The sequence below is a fragment of the Nocardioides sp. genome, assembly GCF_025964975.1.
Taxonomy (GTDB): Bacteria; Actinomycetota; Actinomycetes; order Propionibacteriales; family Nocardioidaceae; genus Nocardioides.
In genome coordinates, this window is record NZ_JAOPXV010000152.1 from 1 (window position 1) to 17685 (window position 17685).

Annotated in this window: 14 protein-coding genes; 10 read left to right on the top strand and 4 right to left on the bottom strand. The window is 70.8% G+C overall.

The features are described from left to right. From JWN68_RS11655 to JWN68_RS11670, 4 genes are all read left to right on the top strand, one after another. Positions 1-894: CE1758 family FMN-dependent luciferase-like monooxygenase (locus tag JWN68_RS11655; RefSeq protein WP_297738871.1), on the top strand; the 894-nt coding region annotated here is incomplete at its 5' end. Next, complete coding sequence (locus JWN68_RS11660; RefSeq protein WP_297738873.1) at positions 891-1541, top strand: CE1759 family FMN reductase; 651 nt, start codon at positions 891-893, stop codon at positions 1539-1541. The genes JWN68_RS11655 and JWN68_RS11660, both read left to right, overlap by 4 nt. A 197-nt stretch (positions 1542-1738) precedes the next feature. After that, a complete protein-coding gene (locus JWN68_RS11665) occupies positions 1739-2152 on the top strand; it encodes an antitoxin (protein ID WP_297738875.1) in 414 nt (137 codons plus the stop codon). Positions 2153-2194: 42 nt separating this feature from the next. Continuing rightward, positions 2195-2836, top strand: coding sequence for a hypothetical protein (locus JWN68_RS11670; RefSeq protein WP_297738876.1), 642 nt, complete (start codon positions 2195-2197; stop codon positions 2834-2836). On the opposite strand, the gene JWN68_RS11675 is transcribed toward JWN68_RS11670, so the two are convergent. Both JWN68_RS11675 and JWN68_RS11680 read right to left on the bottom strand, forming a co-directional pair. Continuing rightward, positions 2794-4290, bottom strand: coding sequence for an SDR family NAD(P)-dependent oxidoreductase (locus JWN68_RS11675; RefSeq protein WP_297738878.1), 1497 nt, complete (start codon positions 4288-4290; stop codon positions 2794-2796). The genes JWN68_RS11670 and JWN68_RS11675 overlap by 43 nt on opposite strands. A 57-nt stretch (positions 4291-4347) precedes the next feature. After that, a complete protein-coding gene (locus JWN68_RS11680) occupies positions 4348-5034 on the bottom strand; it encodes a response regulator transcription factor (RefSeq protein ID WP_297738880.1) in 687 nt (228 codons plus the stop codon). Positions 5035-5103: 69 nt separating this feature from the next. Here JWN68_RS11680 and JWN68_RS11685 point away from each other — a divergent pair, with 69 nt between their 5' ends. Genes JWN68_RS11685 through JWN68_RS11700 form a run of 4 tightly spaced genes read left to right on the top strand, consistent with a single transcriptional unit; the run spans position 5104 to position 12137 of the window. After that, complete coding sequence (locus JWN68_RS11685; protein ID WP_297738882.1) at positions 5104-6006, top strand: ABC transporter ATP-binding protein; 903 nt, start codon at positions 5104-5106, stop codon at positions 6004-6006. A gap of 52 nt (positions 6007-6058) precedes the next feature. Then, positions 6059-6715, top strand: coding sequence for an ABC transporter ATP-binding protein (locus tag JWN68_RS11690; protein ID WP_297738884.1), 657 nt, complete (start codon positions 6059-6061; stop codon positions 6713-6715). Next, positions 6712-9051, top strand: coding sequence for a hypothetical protein (locus tag JWN68_RS11695; protein WP_297738885.1), 2340 nt, complete (start codon positions 6712-6714; stop codon positions 9049-9051). The genes JWN68_RS11690 and JWN68_RS11695 overlap by 4 nt, the downstream gene beginning before the upstream one ends. Further along, entirely contained in the window at positions 9051-12137 is a 3087-nt protein-coding gene (locus JWN68_RS11700) for an FtsX-like permease family protein (protein WP_297738887.1), read from the top strand. Before JWN68_RS11695 ends, JWN68_RS11700 begins: the two co-directional genes overlap by 1 nt. Positions 12138-12189: 52 nt before the next feature. On the opposite strand, the gene JWN68_RS11705 is transcribed toward JWN68_RS11700, so the two are convergent. After that, on the bottom strand, positions 12190-13104 hold the full coding sequence (locus tag JWN68_RS11705) for a GNAT family N-acetyltransferase (RefSeq protein ID WP_297738889.1): 915 nt from the start codon (positions 13102-13104) through the stop codon (positions 12190-12192). A gap of 112 nt (positions 13105-13216) precedes the next feature. Here JWN68_RS11705 and JWN68_RS11710 point away from each other — a divergent pair, with 112 nt between their 5' ends. Beyond that, entirely contained in the window at positions 13217-14992 is a 1776-nt protein-coding gene (locus JWN68_RS11710) for a DEAD/DEAH box helicase (protein ID WP_297738891.1), read from the top strand. 106 nt (positions 14993-15098) lie between these two features. On the opposite strand, the gene JWN68_RS11715 is transcribed toward JWN68_RS11710, so the two are convergent. Next, the gene (locus tag JWN68_RS11715; protein WP_297738893.1) at positions 15099-15668 is read right to left on the bottom strand and encodes a YceI family protein; all 570 of its coding nucleotides are present in this window, start codon (positions 15666-15668) and stop codon (positions 15099-15101) included. Positions 15669-16239: 571 nt separating this feature from the next. Between JWN68_RS11715 and JWN68_RS11720 the strand changes: the two genes are divergently transcribed. Further along, entirely contained in the window at positions 16240-17679 is a 1440-nt protein-coding gene (locus JWN68_RS11720; protein WP_297738895.1) for an NAD-dependent succinate-semialdehyde dehydrogenase, read from the top strand. Positions 17680-17685: the final 6 nt, after the last annotated feature.

Here is a 17685-nt window from a genome sequence, read left to right on the forward strand (position 1 = left end):
CTGATCACCACCAACGACCCGGTCAAGATCGCCGAGGACTACGCGTTCCTCCAGCACATCTCCGGTGGCCGCGTCGACCTGATGATGGGCCGCGGCAACACCGGGCCGGTCTACCCGTGGTTCGGCAAGGACATCCGCGACGGCATCAAGCTCGCCGTCGAGAACTACCACCTGCTGCGCAAGCTGTGGCGCGAGCCGGTCGTCAACTGGCAGGGGCAGTTCCGCACGCCGCTCCAGGGCTACACGAGCACCCCCGCGCCGCTGGACGGCACGCCGCCCTTCGTCTGGCACGGCTCGATCCGCAGCCCCGAGATCGCCGAGCAGGCCGCCTACTACGGCGACGGGTTCTTCCACAACCACATCTTCTGGAACAAGGAGCACACCGAGCAGATGGTGCGCCTCTATCGTCAGCGCTTCGAGCACTACGGCCACGGCGCCGCCGACCAGGCCATCGTGGGGCTCGGCGGCCAGGTATTCATGGGCACGAGCGAGGCGGAGGCCAAGAAGCAGTTCCGGCCCTACTTCGACAACGCGCCGGTCTACGGGCACGGGCCCTCGCTCGAGGACTTCAGCCGGGCCACCCCCCTGACCGTCGGCACTCCCGAGCAGGTCATCGAACGCACGCTGGGGTTCGCCGACTACGCCGGTGACTACCAGCGTCAGCTCTTCCTCGTGGATCACGCCGGCCTGCCGCTCGCCGTCGTGCTGGAGCAGGTCGAGATCCTCGGCCGCGAGGTCGTGCCTGTCCTCCGGGCGGAGTTCGACCGCCGCCGTCCTGCGCACGTCCCGAGCGACCCGCCCAACCACTCGTCCCTCGTGGCCGCCGGCCCCGATTCCCCGCACCACCTCGTCGAGCCGGCCAGGACGCTGGCGGCAGAAGGAGTCCAGTCATGACCCGCACCATCGTCGTCCTCACTGCCGGCCTGACGGTGCCGTCGTCCACCCGGATGCTCGGTGACCAGATCGCCGACGCCGTGCAGGCGGCCGTGCGGGGGCGTGGCGAGGCCGTCCGCTTCGAGTACGTCGAGGTGCGCGAGCTGGCCCAGGACCTCGCCTCCTTCATGACGAGCGGCGGGGTGGCGACACCGCGCCTTGCGGGGGTCCGCGAACAGGTGTCCGCGGCGGACGGCGTCGTGGCCGTCACGCCGGTCTTCAGCGCGAGCTTCAGCGGCTTGTTCAAGATGTTCCTCGACGCGCTCGACCAGGACGCGCTCAACGCCATGCCGGTCCTGATCGCCGCGACCGCGGGCTCGGCCCGCCACTCGCTGGTGCTCGACCACGCCATGCGCCCGTTGTTCAGCCACCTGCGAGCCGTGGTGCTCCCCACCGGGGTCTTCGCCGCCACCGAGGACTTCGGGGGCACTGGTCTCGAGGACCGCATCCGCCGGGCGGCCGCCGAGCTCGCCAACGCCGTCGTGGTCAGCGGCAACGACCACGTCGCCGGGTTCGCGCCGGACCCGAGCACCCGTCGCCGTACCTCGGGCAACGAGCTGGCACCGGTGGGCGACTTCGCCGACCTCCTGCGTGGGCACGCTGGCTGAGGCTCCCCGACTGCTGGACGACGGTTGGTCCCTTGGGGGGAGCCCGGGGCTGACCGATCCGTGCGAGGGTCGAGGCATGAGTCCTGTGCAGATCCGACCCCTCGGTGGAGGCCCCGGCTGCCTCATCATGATCCTCGTCTCGATCGCGGCGTCGGTCATCCTGACCGTCGTCCTCAACCTGATTGCGCGGTGACGTGATGACCGAGCCCAAGAACATCGGCGACAAGCTCAAGCAGACCATCGACGAGCTCGACATCGACCGGCACGTCAACGACCTCGTCCTCCAGGTCGAGTCCGCCTTCACCACGGCCCGCGACAAAATCGCCGCCCTGGCCGCCGAGCGCGGCGACGAGGTGGAGCGCCTGCTGGACAAGGTGGGCACGACGATCGACGAGCGCACCGAAGGCAGGTACGCCGCTCAGGTCGACAAGGTGCGCGAGACCGTCCTCACCGGCGTCAGCAAGCTCGCGGAGCAGCGTCCGGCGGACGAAGCACCCGTCTGGCCCGTCGACGAGATCGAGCCCCCGGAGCAACCGGTCGAACCGTCCGCACCGGCGGACTCCGCTGACAGCCCGGTCGACCCTCTCGACCAGCCCGGCACCGGCTCCTAGATTGGTCGGTGACCACGTCATCGACTTCGCCATGGCGGTCTCATGACCAGCAGGCTCAACCCGTACCTCAACGTGCTCGACGCCAAGGCACGCGACGCGCTCGAGTTCTACCAGTCCGTCTTCGGTGGCGACCTCACCATCATGACCTTCGGCGACATGGGCACCGAGGGCCGGTTCGCGGCCCAGGTCATGCACGGTCAGCTGGAGACCCCGGACGGCTACACACTGATGGTCGCGGACGCGCCGGCGGAGATGATGTCGGTGACGATGGGGAACAACATCTCCGTCAGCCTGTCCGGTGGCTCCGAGGACGCCCAGTGGCTGCGCGCACACTTCGCCGGTCTCGCCGAACGGTGGCCAGGTCACGCAGCCCCTCGAGCCCGCGCCGTGGGGCGACGAGTTCGGGATGCTCGTCGACAAGTTCGGCATCAGCCGGCTCGTCAACATCGCCCGCGACCGCGGCTAGGTGTGGCTTCGGTGTCACCAGGTGACACCGATCCCGGAGTCAGTGCGGCCTCAGTCGAGAGTCTCCACGAGCTGGGCCCCGATGCCACGGGACTGGTGCGACGGGAGCAGCTGGACGCCGGCGGGTTCGATCAGCTCTTCGGTGGGTACGACGCGGAGCCGGCCGACGCGCCATCTCACCAGGGTGAGGGCTTGAAGTCCTTCACGAAGCAGCCGTAGAGGTCCTCGCCGGCCTCGCCGAGCACCACCGGGTCGTAGACCCGGGCGGCGCCGTCGACCAGGTCGAGCGGGGCGTGCCAGCCCTCGGCGGCGATGCGGAGCTTCTCGTGGTGCGGGCGCTCGTCGGTGATCCACCCGGTGTCGACGGCCGTCATCAGGATCTTGTCGGTCTCGAACATCTCGCCCGACGACGTCCGGGTCAGCATGTTGAGCGCGGCCTTGGCCATGTTGGTGTGGGGGTGCCCGGCGCCCTTGTAGCGTCGCGAGAACTGACCCTCCATCGCCGAGACGTTGACGACGTACGCCCGGCCCGATCGTGCGGAGGACGCGGCCGCTGCCAGGGCGGGCCGGAGGCGCGAGACCAGCAGGAAGGGCGCGATGGAGTTGCAGAGCTGCACCTCGAGGAGCTCGAGCGGGTTGACCTCCCCCACGGTCTGCGTCCAGGAGTTGTTCGTCTGGACGTCGGGCAGGAGGCCGCCTGCGTCGACGGCAGTTCCGGCGAGGTGCGCCTCCAGCGACGCGTGGCCGGCGGAGAGAGCGAGCGCGGTCATCGATGCGGCGTTGTGGGCCGCCAGCGCGGCTGCGGCCGACTCTCCCTCGTGGTGCGCGACAGCCGTGTCGGCCAGGGCGCCGGCGATGGCCGCCGGGTGCGCTTCGGAGATGCGGTCGAAGGTGACCATCTCCGGCAGCTCGCGGTCGGTGGGGAGGTCGATGGCCTCGCCGTCGACCAGCGGGGCGTAGGAGCCCGGCGTGCGGCGTACGGTCTGGCACGCGTTGTTGATCAGGATGTCGAGCGGTCCGGCCGCCGCGACGTCGTCGGCCAGCGAGATCACCTGGGTCGGGTCGCGCAGGTCGATGCCGACGATCTTGAGGCGGTGCAGCCAGTCGCCACTGTCCTCGAGGCCGGAGAAGCGGCGCACCGCGTCCTTGGGGAAGCGCGTCGTGATGGTGGTGTGGGCGCCGTCGCGCAGGAGGCGCAGCGCGATGTACATGCCGATTTTCGCTCGCCCGCCGGTGAGCAACGCGCGCTTGGCGGTGAGGTCGGTGCGCTGGTCGCGCTTGGCATGGCTGAAGGTCGCGCAGGTGGGGCACAGCCAGTGGTAGAACGCGTCGACCAGCGTGTAGTCGTTCTTGCAGATGTAGCAGCCGCGCGGGTTGATGAGCTCGCCGGCGAAGGCGCCGGGTGCCGTGGACACGAGCGGGATGCCCGACGTCTCGTCGTCGATGCGGACCGGGGACCCCGTGCCCGTCAGCTCGGTGACCGCCCGGTCGTGGGCGAGCTCCTCGGCGCGCTTGAGCAGCTTCCGCTCGGCCTTGATCGACTTGTACATGTGCGACGCGGCCCGCTTGACCCGCACGTGGTCGGGGTGGTCGCCGGGCAGGTGGTGGAGCTGCTCGAGCACCCGGAGGGTGGCTGCCAGGTCCTCGGGGTCGATGCCGGGCTCGTCAGTCACCGAAGGATGGTACGGCGACGGGCGACGCACCGATGATTCGTCGAGGGACGGGCGGCCTCACGCAGTGAGGTGCGGGCGCCGGGCGGCTGCGTCCGCGGCGTCCTGGGCGGGCGAGCCCTGGATGCGGACGCGATCGGGGCGCAGGCCGTGAGCCACGCCCCACAGCACTGCCTTGGAGCGGCTGTCGACGTCGATCTTGCGGTAACAGGACCGGATGTAGGACTTGATCGAGTTGACCGACAGCGACGTGCGCTCGGCGATCTCGAGGTTGCTCAGCCCCATCGTGATCAACGAGAGGACTTCGGCCTCGCGGGCCGTCAGGCCTTCCTCGCGACCGGGCCAGTCGCCACCGACCTGGCCACGGCGACCGGGGGACGGCGAGAGGACCTTCTGGCCGGCGTGCACCATCTGGAGGGCCTCGACCAGCTGGGCCGCCGAGAGGCTCTTGGAGAGATAGCCGTGGACACCCAGGGCCATCGTCTCGCGCGCCAGCCAGGGCTGGAAGTTCGAGGTGTAGACCACGACCTTGGACACGCGCGGGTTGGCGAGGAGCCGGGCCACGCTGGGGCCGTTGGTCTGTCCCATGCCGAACGTGTCGTAGAGCGCGATGTCGACGCTCGACGCGACGGGCTTGGAAGCGCTGAGCTCGACGATCTGGACACGGTCGCTGTAGTTACGCAGCATGGCGTCGAGACCGCGCACGATGATCTCGTCATCGTTCACCAGGGCGACGTGGATCGGCATGCCCACACCTTAGTACCCTCCTGCCTCGGCCCAGGTATCTTGTCGGGACTCCGGGACAAGGGGGTGGAGATGCAGGACACGACGACGCCGTCACAGCGCGTTGACGCACCTGCCGGCGAGGGTGGACTGGGCGTCCGCTGCGAGGGCGTGGTGCACCTCTACCGCACCTTCGGCGGCCACGACGTGGTGGCGCTGCGCGGCGTCGACCTCGCCATCGCTCCCGGTGAACGCGTGGCCTTCCTCGGTCCCTCCGGATCCGGGAAGTCGACCCTGTTGACCCTCCTCGGTGGCATCCAGAAGCCGAGCGCCGGCCGCATCTTCCTCGGCGACGAGGAGATCTCCCGGATGGGTGAGCGCTACCTCGCTCGGATCCGGTCGCGGTCGGTGTCCACCATGCTGCAAGGTGCCACCCGCAACCTGTTGCCGTACGCCACCGCGCGGCAGAACATCTCCTTCGCCCGGCTCGCCCTCAGCGCCTCCGAACGCCGCGGCGCCATGCTCGACGCCGAGCTGCTCTCCCGGGTGGGACTCGAGGACCAGGCCGACCAGGTCGTCTCAACCATGTCGGGCGGTCAGCGCCAGCGGCTCGCCCTCGCCTGCTCGGTCGCCACCGCGCCCAGGTTGCTGCTGGCCGACGAGCCGACCAGCCAGCTCAGCCACGAGGACCGCGACCACGTCCTGCACCTCATCCACTCCCTCGGCGACGACTTCGGGACCACCATCGTCGTAGTGACCCACCAGCCCGAGGTGGCGGCCACCTTCCCGCGCACCGTCACCATGAAGGGCGGCCGCGTCGGTGCCGAGGGTCGCGACGGCTCGGAATACGCCGTGGTCGGCGAGGACGGTGTCCTCCACCTGCCGGGTCACGTCGCCGCCGAGTGGCCTCCCGGCACCCTGGTGAAGTTCGAGGACGACGACCAGGGCCGCCTCGTCATCACCCGTTCGAGCGGAGAAGGTGCGAACCTGCTGTGACCGACCGAGCCGAGCGAGGAACGAGCGAGCGAGCGAGCGAGCGAAGAGGACTGTGAGTGACCTGATCCTGAGCGACATCACGTATGTCGCCGCTCGCACCCTGCTCGACAGCGTGTCGCTGACCTTCCCCGCCGGCAAGGTCACTGCGCTGTCAGGACCCAGCGGGTCGGGCAAGACGACCCTCCTCTCGGTCGCGGGCGGTCTCCTCGAGCCGACCCAGGGCACCACGTCGTACGCCGACGCGTCGATGTGGGAGGGCAGCGGCGACCCACGTCCCGACGTGGCCTTCGTGCTGCAGGTCTACGGCCTGGTGCCGATCCTCTCCGCCCGCGAGAACGTCTCGATCGCGCTCCGCGCCCGCGGCATCGACCCCGGTGCAGCCGACGAGGAGGCTGAGGCCGCGCTCGGCCGGTTCGGCATCGCCGACCTCGGCGACCGACAGGTCGAGGAGCTCTCGGGGGGCCAGATGCAGCGCGTCGCGTGCGCCCGTGGCTTCGTCGTCGGCGCCGGCATCCTGCTCGCCGACGAACCCACCTCCGAGCTCGACGAGGGCAACCGCGGCGTGGTGCTGGCCGAGCTCCGCGCGGAAGCCGCCCGGGGCTCCGTCGTCGTCGTCGCGACCCACGACCCCTCGGTGGTCGAGGCGTGCGACCTCCACTTCGCCCTCGACGAGGGCAGGCTGGTCCAGAGCACCTTGGTCCAGGGATGACTCGAAGCCTCCGGGGCGCCTGGAGTCGCCGCGGCGCGCTGCTCACCCTCCTCGCCATGACCACGGTCGTGGTGGGCGGGGCGGTGGGCGTGCTCGGCTTCGCGGAGGCCGCGAAGACGTCGACCTGGCTCCTGTCGCCCCTCCTGCTGGTCGGGGCCGTCGCGATCCCGAGCATCGGTCGTGAGCTGGCGGCCGCACGCCGCGCCGAGATCGGGCTCGCGCGCCTGCGGGGGATCCGCGGCCTGCGCCTGGGCTCGGTGCTCCTCCTCGAACCCCTCGCCACGATCCTGGTCGGGACTGCCCTCGGGCTCGGCCTCGGCTGGCTGGTCGCCCGGACCACCGGTGGCGCCTGGCTCGACGCCGGCACCCACGAGCTCGGAGCGACGGCTGTCTACGTCGCGCTGGGCACGGCCGCGGGCAGCCTGGCGATCGTCCTCCTCTCGAGCTGGGCGACGGTCGGCGAGCCCTTGTCGACCCAGGTGGCGATGCGGACGCGGCCGCGGCGGGCGACGACGCTCGTGGTCTTCGCGAGCGTGCTCGTCATCGTGGGTGCGGTGGTGGCGGCGTACGCCAGCAAGGCGGGCGTCGACGGGCAGCCGGACGCCCTGGTGCTCATCGGCCCCGCGCTCGTCGGTCTCGCCCTCGGCCAGGTCGCCGCCTGGGTGCTCCGCGTGCTGGCCCGGGGGGCGACAGGGGCGTCGGCCAGGTCGGGGCTGTCGGGCTTCATGGCCACGCGTCGACTCTCGCGCGCGGACGACCTCGTCACGCCGATGCGCCTGCTGGTGGCGGCGGCCGTCGTGGGAGTGATCGCGCTGTCGGGCGCGTCCTCGGTGACCGAGTGGATTGACGGCGAGGCGAGGATCGCGGCCGGGGGCGCCATGGCGGTGCCGGTCGAGAACGGCGCCGTACAAGCCATGGCCCTGACCCGCGTCCTGGACCCGGAGGGCGAGCACCTGATGGCGATCGCCGTCGTGCCGAACGAGCAGCGGCTGGGGGAGCGCCGGGCCTATGTCGACGCGGCACGCTTCGAGTCGGTGGCAGGCGACTTCTACGCCGGCACCCCGGTCGAGGCGGCTGCGGGAGCCGTGCCGGGCCTGGCCACCGTCAACCCCGACATGGCCACCACGGCCGGCCGCCTGTCCGTCTCGGGGCGCCTGCTCGAGTCGCAGGAACGATTCACCATCGGTCTCACCGTCCGGCTGGACTACGTCACCGCCGCCGACGACGGCTCATCGGCCGAGGTCGAGCTGCGGCTGGCTGACCGGGGGGACGCGACCAGCGCGTCTGTCCCGCTGCGTGGCTGCAAGGGCGGTTGCCAGATCACCGGGATGTCGGTCACCCGCATCCTGACCGACGACGGGGGCAACGTCTTCGGCTTCGACCCCAGTCCCTACCGCGTGCTCCTCACCAGCATCAGCGTCGGTGACCGCGACCTGGCGACGGCGGGATGGCGGCCCGAGCCCGGTGCCATCGAGCAGGCCCAGGAGAACCGCTTCGCCCCCGGCTCGCTCGACCTCGACCGACGAGCCCTCGCCAACCGGTTCGACGGCCTCGAGGTCGAGCCCCTTCCCAACTCCGACCTGCCCCTCACGCTCGACGCGGCAGCGAGGCCGACGCCGGTGCTCGTCGCCGGCGCGGAGCCCACGACGCCCCTCGACGTCTCCGGTGACGACCGGGTGCTGGGCGAGGTGACGCGGCTGGACGCGCTGCCGTTGCTCGGCACCGTCGGCCAGCTCTCCGACCTGCCGACCAGCATGGTCGGCTCCGGTGCGACCGTGCCCAACGCGGAGACCTCGATCGTGCTCGCGGCCGACACTCCCGACTCGATGGTCGCCGACCTGATCCGCGCCACCGGGACCGAGGCCCGGTCCCTCGAGGACGTCCGCCGAACGCTCGGCGCCGCGACCGGGGTGGACCAAGCGCGTGCGTACGCACTGATGGCCTCCTTCTGCGCGCTCATCGCCCTGATCGCCCTCGCGGCCGGGGTTGCCCGCCACCTGCGCAGCTATCGCCACGACGTCGCCTCCCTCCGGTTGCTCGGAGTCGGCCTGAGGGCGGCTCGTCGGGCCGGCCGCGTCGAGCTGATGGCGCTGGCCGTGGTCGTGCTGCTCGCCGTCGCGGCCGGCGGACTGCTGGCGGTGGAGCTCCTGCTGGACGGGCTGCCGCTGGTGACCGTCCGGCCGGCTTCGCTGCCGGTCGACAACGAGGCAACGTGGATGACCGTGGTCCTGCCGGCGGTGCTCGCTGCGATCTCCATGCTCGTCATCGGTGGGCGGGCTCGCGCCGTACGCCCCGACGCCACCCGGCCCTCGATGCTGCGCGAGGAGGAGGGCTGATGACCTCCCTGCTCGGCGCCATCGTCCGCGGGGTGCGCTCGCGCGCCCTGCTCAGCTTCGGTTCGGTCGTGCTGGCAGCGCTCGCGCTGGGCTCGGCCGTCCTCGGACCCATCTTCTCCGAGGCCGTCACCAACTCCTACGTCGTGACGCGGCTGCAGGAGGCCCCCGCCGCCTCGACCGGGCTGGCGAGGGTGTTCATCCCCGACGCACCGACCGAGCCCGACGTCGCCGTCGAGCGCGCGACGGCCGCCTCCGACGCGCTCAACCGGGGCCCGTGGGGGAGCGGGAGCGCCACCCTCCAGTCCGAGCAGTACAGCGCGCTGCGCGGTGCCGTGACGTTCTGGTCCCGGGACGACGTCTGCGCCGGCCTGGTCATCGAGGGCCGCTGTCCGTCGGCGCCGGGCGAGGTGCTGATGCTGGCCGGCGACGTCGTCAAGACCGGCGCCAAGGTCGGTCGGCCGCTCGAGACGAACATCTTCGAGCCGGCAGAGATCCAGGGCCGCTACCCACGCTCGCCGTTGGCCGAGGTCGTCGTGGTCGGGTCCTATGCCACCCCGATCGAGGACGACGTGTGGCAGTACCCCCTCGAGCTGCGCGCGACCAACGAGCAGTCGACCATCAACGGCGGCTACCAGCCCTACAAACCGGCACCGTTGCTCACCACGACCGAGACGATGCAGACGCTGGGCCCCGAGGCGTGGACCGTGCGGGTGGACACCCCGCTCGACGTGCCGGCCGACGCGACCCCCGCCGACCTGGCCCAGGCCGTCGCCACCGCCCAGACCCTGAAGAGGACCGACGACGTCGAGGGCGGGAAGCTGGCCGGGGTCGAGCCGATCATCAACAACCTCAAGACCCTCGACGCCGAGGTCCGTACCCAGCAGTCGACCGCGCGGAAGTCGATCGCGCCCGCGGTGCTGTCGTTGGTGCTGGTGGCCCTCGCCCTGCTGATGCGGCTGCTCACGGCGGCGAGCGAGATCCGGGTGCCCGAGCTCGCTCTCGCCTCGCTGCGCGGCGTCTCCTCGGGCCGTCTCTGGTTGCTGGGCCTGGCGGAGCCGCTGGTCGTGCTGGCCGCCGCGGTCCCGCTCGGCATCGGCTTCGGTGTGGGCCTCGCGGCCGTGCTGACGAAGCAGTGGCTCGTGCCGGGCCTGCCCCTTCCGATGCCGTGGCAGAGCTGGGTGGCCGCAGCCCTGGTGCTGGTCGCCGCCATCGCCGTCGCCTGCGTGGCGGTCGGGATGGTCGTGCGGGACACGCTCGCGTCCCAGCTCTCGGGGGTACGCCGACCGCAGCAGTCGCGGCGGTGGGCGGTCGTCGCCCAGCTGATGCTGGTGGCGCTGGCCCTCGCCGTACTCGTCTCGAAGCTGTCGTCCTCCGGCCAGAGCGATCCCGACCTCACCGACATGGTGCTGCCGGTGCTTCTGGCGGTCGTGGCAGGACTCGCGGCGACGCGACTGACCGCAGCGGCGGCGACGTGGTGGACCCGGCGCCGAGGTATGACGAAGTCACTGAGCGGGTTCGTGGCCGCGCGCGCGATCTCGCGACGGCAGGAGGGCACGCTGGTGATCCTCCCGATCACCGCCGCCGTCGCGGTGGCGGTCTTCGGGGTGGGCGTCTACGACTCGGCCGCGACGTGGCGCACCAGCGTGGCCGCCACGGTCTCCCCGGCCGCGACCACGTGGACCTCATCGTTGTCGATGCGCGAGACCCGCGACCTGACCCACCGCCTCGACCCCGAGGGCGAGTACCTCATGGCGGCGGCGTCGGTGCTCAACCCCGGCGCAAGCTTCGCCGTGGTCGATGCCGCCCGCCTGCCTACCGTCGCGACCTGGCCAAAGACCTGGAGCCCCGGGCGCACCGTCGAGCAGGTCGCGGACGACATCTCGCTGCCGGGCGCCGTACCCCAGCTCGTCGGCCGGCGACTGAACATCACCGTGGACAACCAGGCGCAGACGTCCAAGGACCTCAGCATCGAGGCCCGGTTCGGCAGCCTCGGCGGCATTCCCGAGCGCGGCTACCTCGGACCCTTCCCAGCGGGTGAGAGCACGCGAAGCGTCCGGCTGCCCGCGTCCTGCCTGACCGGCTGTCCGCTCGAGGGACTCACCCTCGGCGGTGGGGCGGGGACGACGATGGAGATGGGCGGCGCGGCGCGCGTGCTGGCGATCGCGGTGGACGGTGATGTCGTGGAGGCTGCGATCGACCGGGCGGCGTGGGTGCCGTCGGCCGACAGCGGCGCCCGTTCCTCCATCTCGACCATCGACAGCTCCGGCGACACCATCGACCTGACCCTCGACCGGTCGGTCGGGCTGGCGATGGCCCGGCTGACCGCCGGCGGCATCCCGCTTCAACGACCTGCCGCGCGCGGCGCCGACGTCCCTGATCGGGCTGTGGACGACCTCGATGACCAGAACACGTCCGGGGCGATCCCGGTCGACCCCGTCTCGACCGTCGAGGGCATGCCGTTCGTGGGCCCGGCTGGTCTGCTGGTCGACTACTCCTCGTTCGTGTCGGACCGGGTGGTCTACGACAACCTCTTCGACACCCGGGTGCTGATGAAGGACGGGGCGCCTGAGTCGATGTCGACCGCGCTGACCGAGGCGGGGTTGACCGTGGAGACGACCCTCGCGGCACAGCAGCGGATGCTCGACCAGAGTGCCTACGCCCTGGCGCTCCGGCTCTACGCCGTCGTCGCCGCGCTGGTCCTGCTCATGGCGCTGGCCGGGCTCTTCGTCTCGACAGCCGTCCAGCTGCCTGCTCGCCGGCGCGACGCCGCCGCCCTGCGTGTGGTCGGGGTGGCCCGGGGCTCGGTGATGTCGGCCGTCGCGCGGGAGTTCATCGTCGTCCTTGGCGGTGCCGCCGTGGCCGGCATCCTGGCCGGCTCGCTCGCGCAGTACGTCGTCCTGCGGACGATCACCCTCGGCACCCTCGACGCGAGCTCGACCCCCGACCTGGTGGCCACGATCTCCCCGCTGCGCCTCATCGCGCTCGCCCTCATCGCCGTGGTCGTCCTGGGCGTCGCGGCCTACATCTCGGCCGCCCTCACCGTGCGCGGTGCCCGCGGCTCGACGCTGCGCGAGACGGCGCGCTGAGTGGCCTGGATATCCCGGGTCCCGGGTAGGAGGCGGCCAGCTGGGCCGACCCTCAGAGGTCGACGGCGCGGTTGACCCACAAGGCCGTCGTCTCCATGCCGACCTTCTGGTAGAGCCCGAGCGCACCGGTCCGGGAGTCGGTGTTGAGCTCGGAGACCGTCGCGCCGTGCTCCCGGGCGACGTCGAAGGACTCGACGAGGAGGGCCTGGGCGATGCCCTTGTTGCGCCGGTCGGGGCGTACGGCGAGGCGCGAGATGTAGGCGATCGGCGACTCGGAGGAGATGAAGACGAGGGACACCCCGACGACCTCCCCGGCGGCATCGGTGGCCACGCGGAGGTTCCACGGCTCGTAGCCCGGGCGCCCGAACGTGGCGGCAGCGAAGTCTTCGTAGGACTCCCGCTCGCGCACCGACCACTCGAGGAAGGCGTCCTCGAGGACGTCGTGCGCGGGCTTGGAGTCGGCTTCGACGGCCTCGCGGATGGCGTAGCCCGCGGGCAGGTCGCGCGCCGGGATCGTCGTGCCCTGCGGCAGCTGGAGGACCCAGCTCGTCCAGCGGACGTGGTAGCCGAGCGCCGCGAGCAGCCGGTCGCCGGGCGAACCCTCGGGTACGGGCATGCCGATGACCGAGCTGCCCCGTGAACGACCGAGGGCGCGCAGCCAGTCGGCGAGCCACGTGCCGATCCCGCGTCCTCGGTGGGACGGCAGCACGGCCGCGTCGGCTCGGTCGGCGTACATCAGCTCGGCGTAGCCGACGAGGAGTTCATTGTCGAAGACCCCGACGGACGAGGCGGTCACGTCGTGGCTGGGCTTGGCCCAGTCGCTGACGAGGTCGGCCTCCTCGACCTGCACCATGCCGGTGTCCTCGCGCTCCTGGGCGGCCATCAGGTCGTAGACCATCCGCGAGTCGGCGGTGGTGAGCGGGCGGGTGGTGAGGCCTTCGGGCAGCGAGGGCGAGGCGTTGGACATGGTCCGATTGTGTGGCGCCACCGTGGGGTTGTCGCCCGCTTTTCCGCGGGGTGACAGGGATCGCGCCGGCGACGAAGCGGCGGCCGGCCGCGGGACGCACTATCTTGGCAGCGTGAGTGACCTTCCCCAGACCGACAGCCCCGACTCCTCTGATGCTGCCCAGCTGACCTTTGCCGACCTCGGGTTGTCCCCGCAGGTGATGAAGGCGCTCGCGGACGTGGGCTACGAGTCACCCTCCGCGGTCCAGGCGCAGACCATCCCGCCGCTGCTCGAGGGACGCCACGTCGTCGGCCTCGCCCAGACCGGCACGGGCAAGACCGCCGCCTTCGCCCTCCCGATCCTCTCCCAGCTCGACATGGCGCAGAAGACGCCCCAGGCCCTCGTGCTGGCGCCTACCCGCGAGCTGGCGCTGCAGGTCTCCGAGGCGTTCGAGCGCTACGGCGCCCACATGAAGGGCGTGCGCGTCCTGCCGATCTACGGTGGCCAGGGGTACGGCGTCCAGCTCTCCGCGCTCCGTCGTGGCGTCCACGTCGTGGTCGGCACCCCCGGTCGCATCATGGACCACCTCGAGAAGGGCACTCTCGACCTCTCCGAGCTGCGCTTCCTGGTGCTCGACGAGGCCGACGAGATGCTCAAGATGGGCTTCGCGGAGGACGTCGAGACGATCCTCGCGGACACCCCGGCGGACAAGCACGTCGCCCTGTTCTCCGCGACCATGCCGAGCCAGATCCGCCGGATCTCGAAGAAGTACCTCCAGGACCCGGTCGAGATCACGGTCAAGAACAAGACGACGACCAGCGCCAACACCACCCAGCGCTACCTCATCTGCTCCTACCCGCAGAAGGTCGACGCCCTCACCCGCATCCTCGAGGTCGAGAACTTCGAGGGGATGATCGTCTTCGTCCGCACCAAGAACGAGACCGAGCTCCTGGCTGAGAAGCTGCGGGCCCGTGGGTTCTCCGCCATGGCGATCAACGGTGACGTGCCGCAGGTGCAGCGCGAGCGGACGGTCAACCAGCTGAAGTCCGGCAAGCTCGACATCCTCGTCGCCACCGACGTCGCCGCTCGCGGCCTCGACGTCGAGCGGGTCAGCCACGTCATCAACTACGACATCCCGACCGACACCGAGTCCTACGTCCACCGCATCGGGCGCACGGGTCGCGCGGGCCGCAAGGGCGACTCGATCGCCTTCGTGACCCCCCGCGAGCGGCACCTCCTCAAGGCCATCGAGAGGGCCACGCGCCAGCCGTTGACGCAGATGCAGATCCCCACGATCGAGGACATCAACTCGACGCGGCTCTCCCGCTTCGACGACGCGATCACCCAGGCGCTCTCGGGCGACCAGGACAAGCTCGACTTCTTCCGTGGAGTCGTGGCCCACTACATCTCCGAGCACGACGTGCCGGAGGCAGACGTGGCGGCCGCGCTGGCCTCGGTCATGCACGGCGACCAGCCGCTGCTGATGGAAGCCACCCCCGAGCCGGCCAAGCGGTCCTTCGACACCCGCGACCAGCGTCCCGAGAGCGGCGGCGGGCGCAAGCCCGAGCGTCGCCCGCGCGGACGGACGGACGTCGAGATGACCTCCTACCGACTCTCGGTCGGCAAGCGCCACAAGGTCGAGCCCCGCCAGATCGTAGGCGCGCTCGCCAACGAGGGTGGTCTCTCGCGCGGCGACTTCGGGCACATCGACATCCGTCCCGACTTCTCTCTCGTCGAGCTGCCTCGCGACCTGCCCCCGGGCACGCTGGACCGGCTGGCGTCCACCCGGATCTCCGGCAAACTGATCGAGATCCGCCAGGACAACGGCGCCCCGGCCGCGCGCAGCCAGGCACGCACGTCGTCGTACGGCGACAGCGACCGCGCGAAGAAGCCGCGCCACAAGAGCTGACGAGATCCGCACGAAGAAGCCCCGCCACCACTCGGTGACGGGGCTTCTCTGCGTCGGGGCTCGCACGGCCCTCAGGTCCGACTGCGTCGGACCTGAGGGCCTTCGCTCAGGCGGACTTGATCGCCGAGACGTCGAACTCGAGCTTGATCTTGTCCGACACCAGCACGCCGCCGGTCTCGAGCGCGGCGTTCCAGGTCAGGCCGAAGTCCTTGCGGTTGACGACGGTCTCGCCCTCGAAGCCGACGCGGGTGTTGCCGAAGGGGTCGAGCGCGGAGCCGGTCTGCTCGAAGTCGATGGTGACGGGACGCGTCGTGTCCTTGATCGTCAGGTCGCCGGTGACGACCCAATCGTTGCCAGCGCGCTTGACGTCGGTGGAGACGAAGCGGATGGACGGGAAGGACTCGACGTCGAAGAAGTCGCCGGACTTGAGGTGGCCGTCGCGGTCCTCGCTGCCGGTGTTGACGGAGGTCACGTCGATGGTCAGCTCGACCGAGGAGTTGGCCGGGTTGGCGGCGTCGATCTTGGCGTTGCCCTCGAAGGTGCCGAACTGTCCGCGCACCTTGGTGACCATCGCGTGCCGGGCCACGAACCCGAGGCGGGAGTGGGAGGGATCGATGGCGTAGTCACCGGTGATGTCGTCGATGGCGTTGGTCGGGATGTCGAACTGCTGGGTCATGGGATCTCCTGGGTCGGTCGTGCCGGGTAGTACAACCTTCAACCACCTCCTGCACCAGATATTCCCCGGACCTCACATGAGGAAACCGCGACGACCATCAACCTTGTCTGCCACTGGCTGCTGGTGACCGACACGAGCGGTCGCGCCCACGTGGAGGCACGCTGGGGAGCCGGCCACGGTCGCTGACGCCGCTTGAGGCGCCCCCACGAGACCAGCGAGCCATGACTCCACGGGGATGATGGCTCGCCGCATGTCGGGGTGCAGCCGGACGGCCGGTGCTGACTCGAATCCTTTGACGTCGGCAGTTCGCCCGTGTTGCCCCGGCGGCACGCGCGCAGCGTACGGCGAAGCCTCGAACTGCCGACGCCGTGCGCTGGGAGAGGTCTCTCGGAAGAGGGGGGAGCGAGCCCCTTGCCGCATGGGGTCAGCAAGGGGATCGCGAGCAGAACCTTCTCACCTGCGCAGGGCCGGTGTCCGCCAGATCCCGATTGTTTTGCCAGCTGTGGCACGGATGTGAGCAAGGTCATCTCCAGCACATGACGGGGGCACCAGCCGGTGGCAGGATGGCCGGATGGAATCAGTGCCTGAGCTGTTGTTCATCGCCGGTGAGTGGCGCGAGGCCGAGGACAGCGCGCGCTTCACAGTGGAGGATCCTGCCGACGGCAGCACCCTCGCCGAGGTGGCAGATGCCGGCGAGTCCGACGCCGCCGACGCGCTTGAAGCGGCCGTCGCCGCGCAGGCAGCCTGGGCCGCTACCGCGCCTCGAGAGCGCGGCGAACTGCTGCGTTCGGCTTTCGAGCTGATGACCGAGCGTCGCGACGAGTTCGCCCGAGTGATCAGCTTGGAGATGGGCAAGCCGCTGGCCGAGGCGGCCGGCGAGGTGACCTATGGCGCCGAGTTCTTCCGCTGGTTCTCCGAGGAGGCGGTCCGCATCCACGGCCGCTGGATGTCCGCACCCGACGGGAAGAGCCAGCTGCTCACGGCGAAGCGGCCGGTGGGGCCGTGCCTGTTCGTCACGCCATGGAACTTCCCGCTGGCCATGGGCACCCGCAAGATCGGCCCCGCCATGGCCGCCGGCTGCACCATGGTGGTCAAGCCGGCGCAGCAGACGCCGCTGACGATGCTCAAGCTCGCCGAGCTGCTGTCGGAGGTCGGACTCCCGGCGGGAGTCCTGAACGTCGTCCCCACGACCAGCGCCGGCCCGGTCGTCTCTGCCCTGATGGCCGACCCCCGGCTGCGCAAGGTCAGCTTCACCGGGTCCACCGGCGTCGGCAAGGTGCTGGTCAAGCAGTCCGCGGACAACCTGCAGCGCGTGAGCATGGAGCTGGGCGGCAACGCGCCGTTCCTCGTCTTCGAGGACGCCGATATCTCCGCCGCGGTCGACGGCGCGATGGTGGCCAAGATGCGCAACATGGGCGAGGCCTGCACCTCGGCCAACCGCTTCCTGGTCCACACCGACGTCGCCGACGAGTTCGCCGCCGCCCTCGGTGAGCGGATGGGAGCCCTCCGGGTCGGTCGCGGCCAGGACGACGGCGTCCAGGTCGGGCCCCTCATCGACGCGGCCGCGGTGGACTCCGTCAGCAAGCTGGTGAGCGACGCCGTCGACGACGGTGCGCGGGTGGTGACCGGGGGTGAGCGACCCGATCGCAAGGGCCACTTCTACCCGCCGACGGTCCTCCTCGACGTACCTCCGGCTGCTGCGATCAACGCCGTCGAGGTCTTCGGCCCGGTCGCCCCCATCACCACGTTCACGACCGAGGACGAGGCGATCGCCGCGGCCAACGACACCGAGTACGGCCTGGCCTCCTACGCCTACACCCGCGACCTGGCGCGCACGCTCCGCCTGGCCGAGCGGCTGGAGTTCGGCATGCTCGGGATCAACACCGGGCTCGTCTCCAACCCGGCCGCACCCTTCGGTGGCGTGAAGGCCAGCGGCTTCGGGCGCGAGGGCGGCTTCGAGGGCATCGAGGAATACCTGGACACGACGTACGTCGCACTGCCGGCCGGCTGAGGCCTG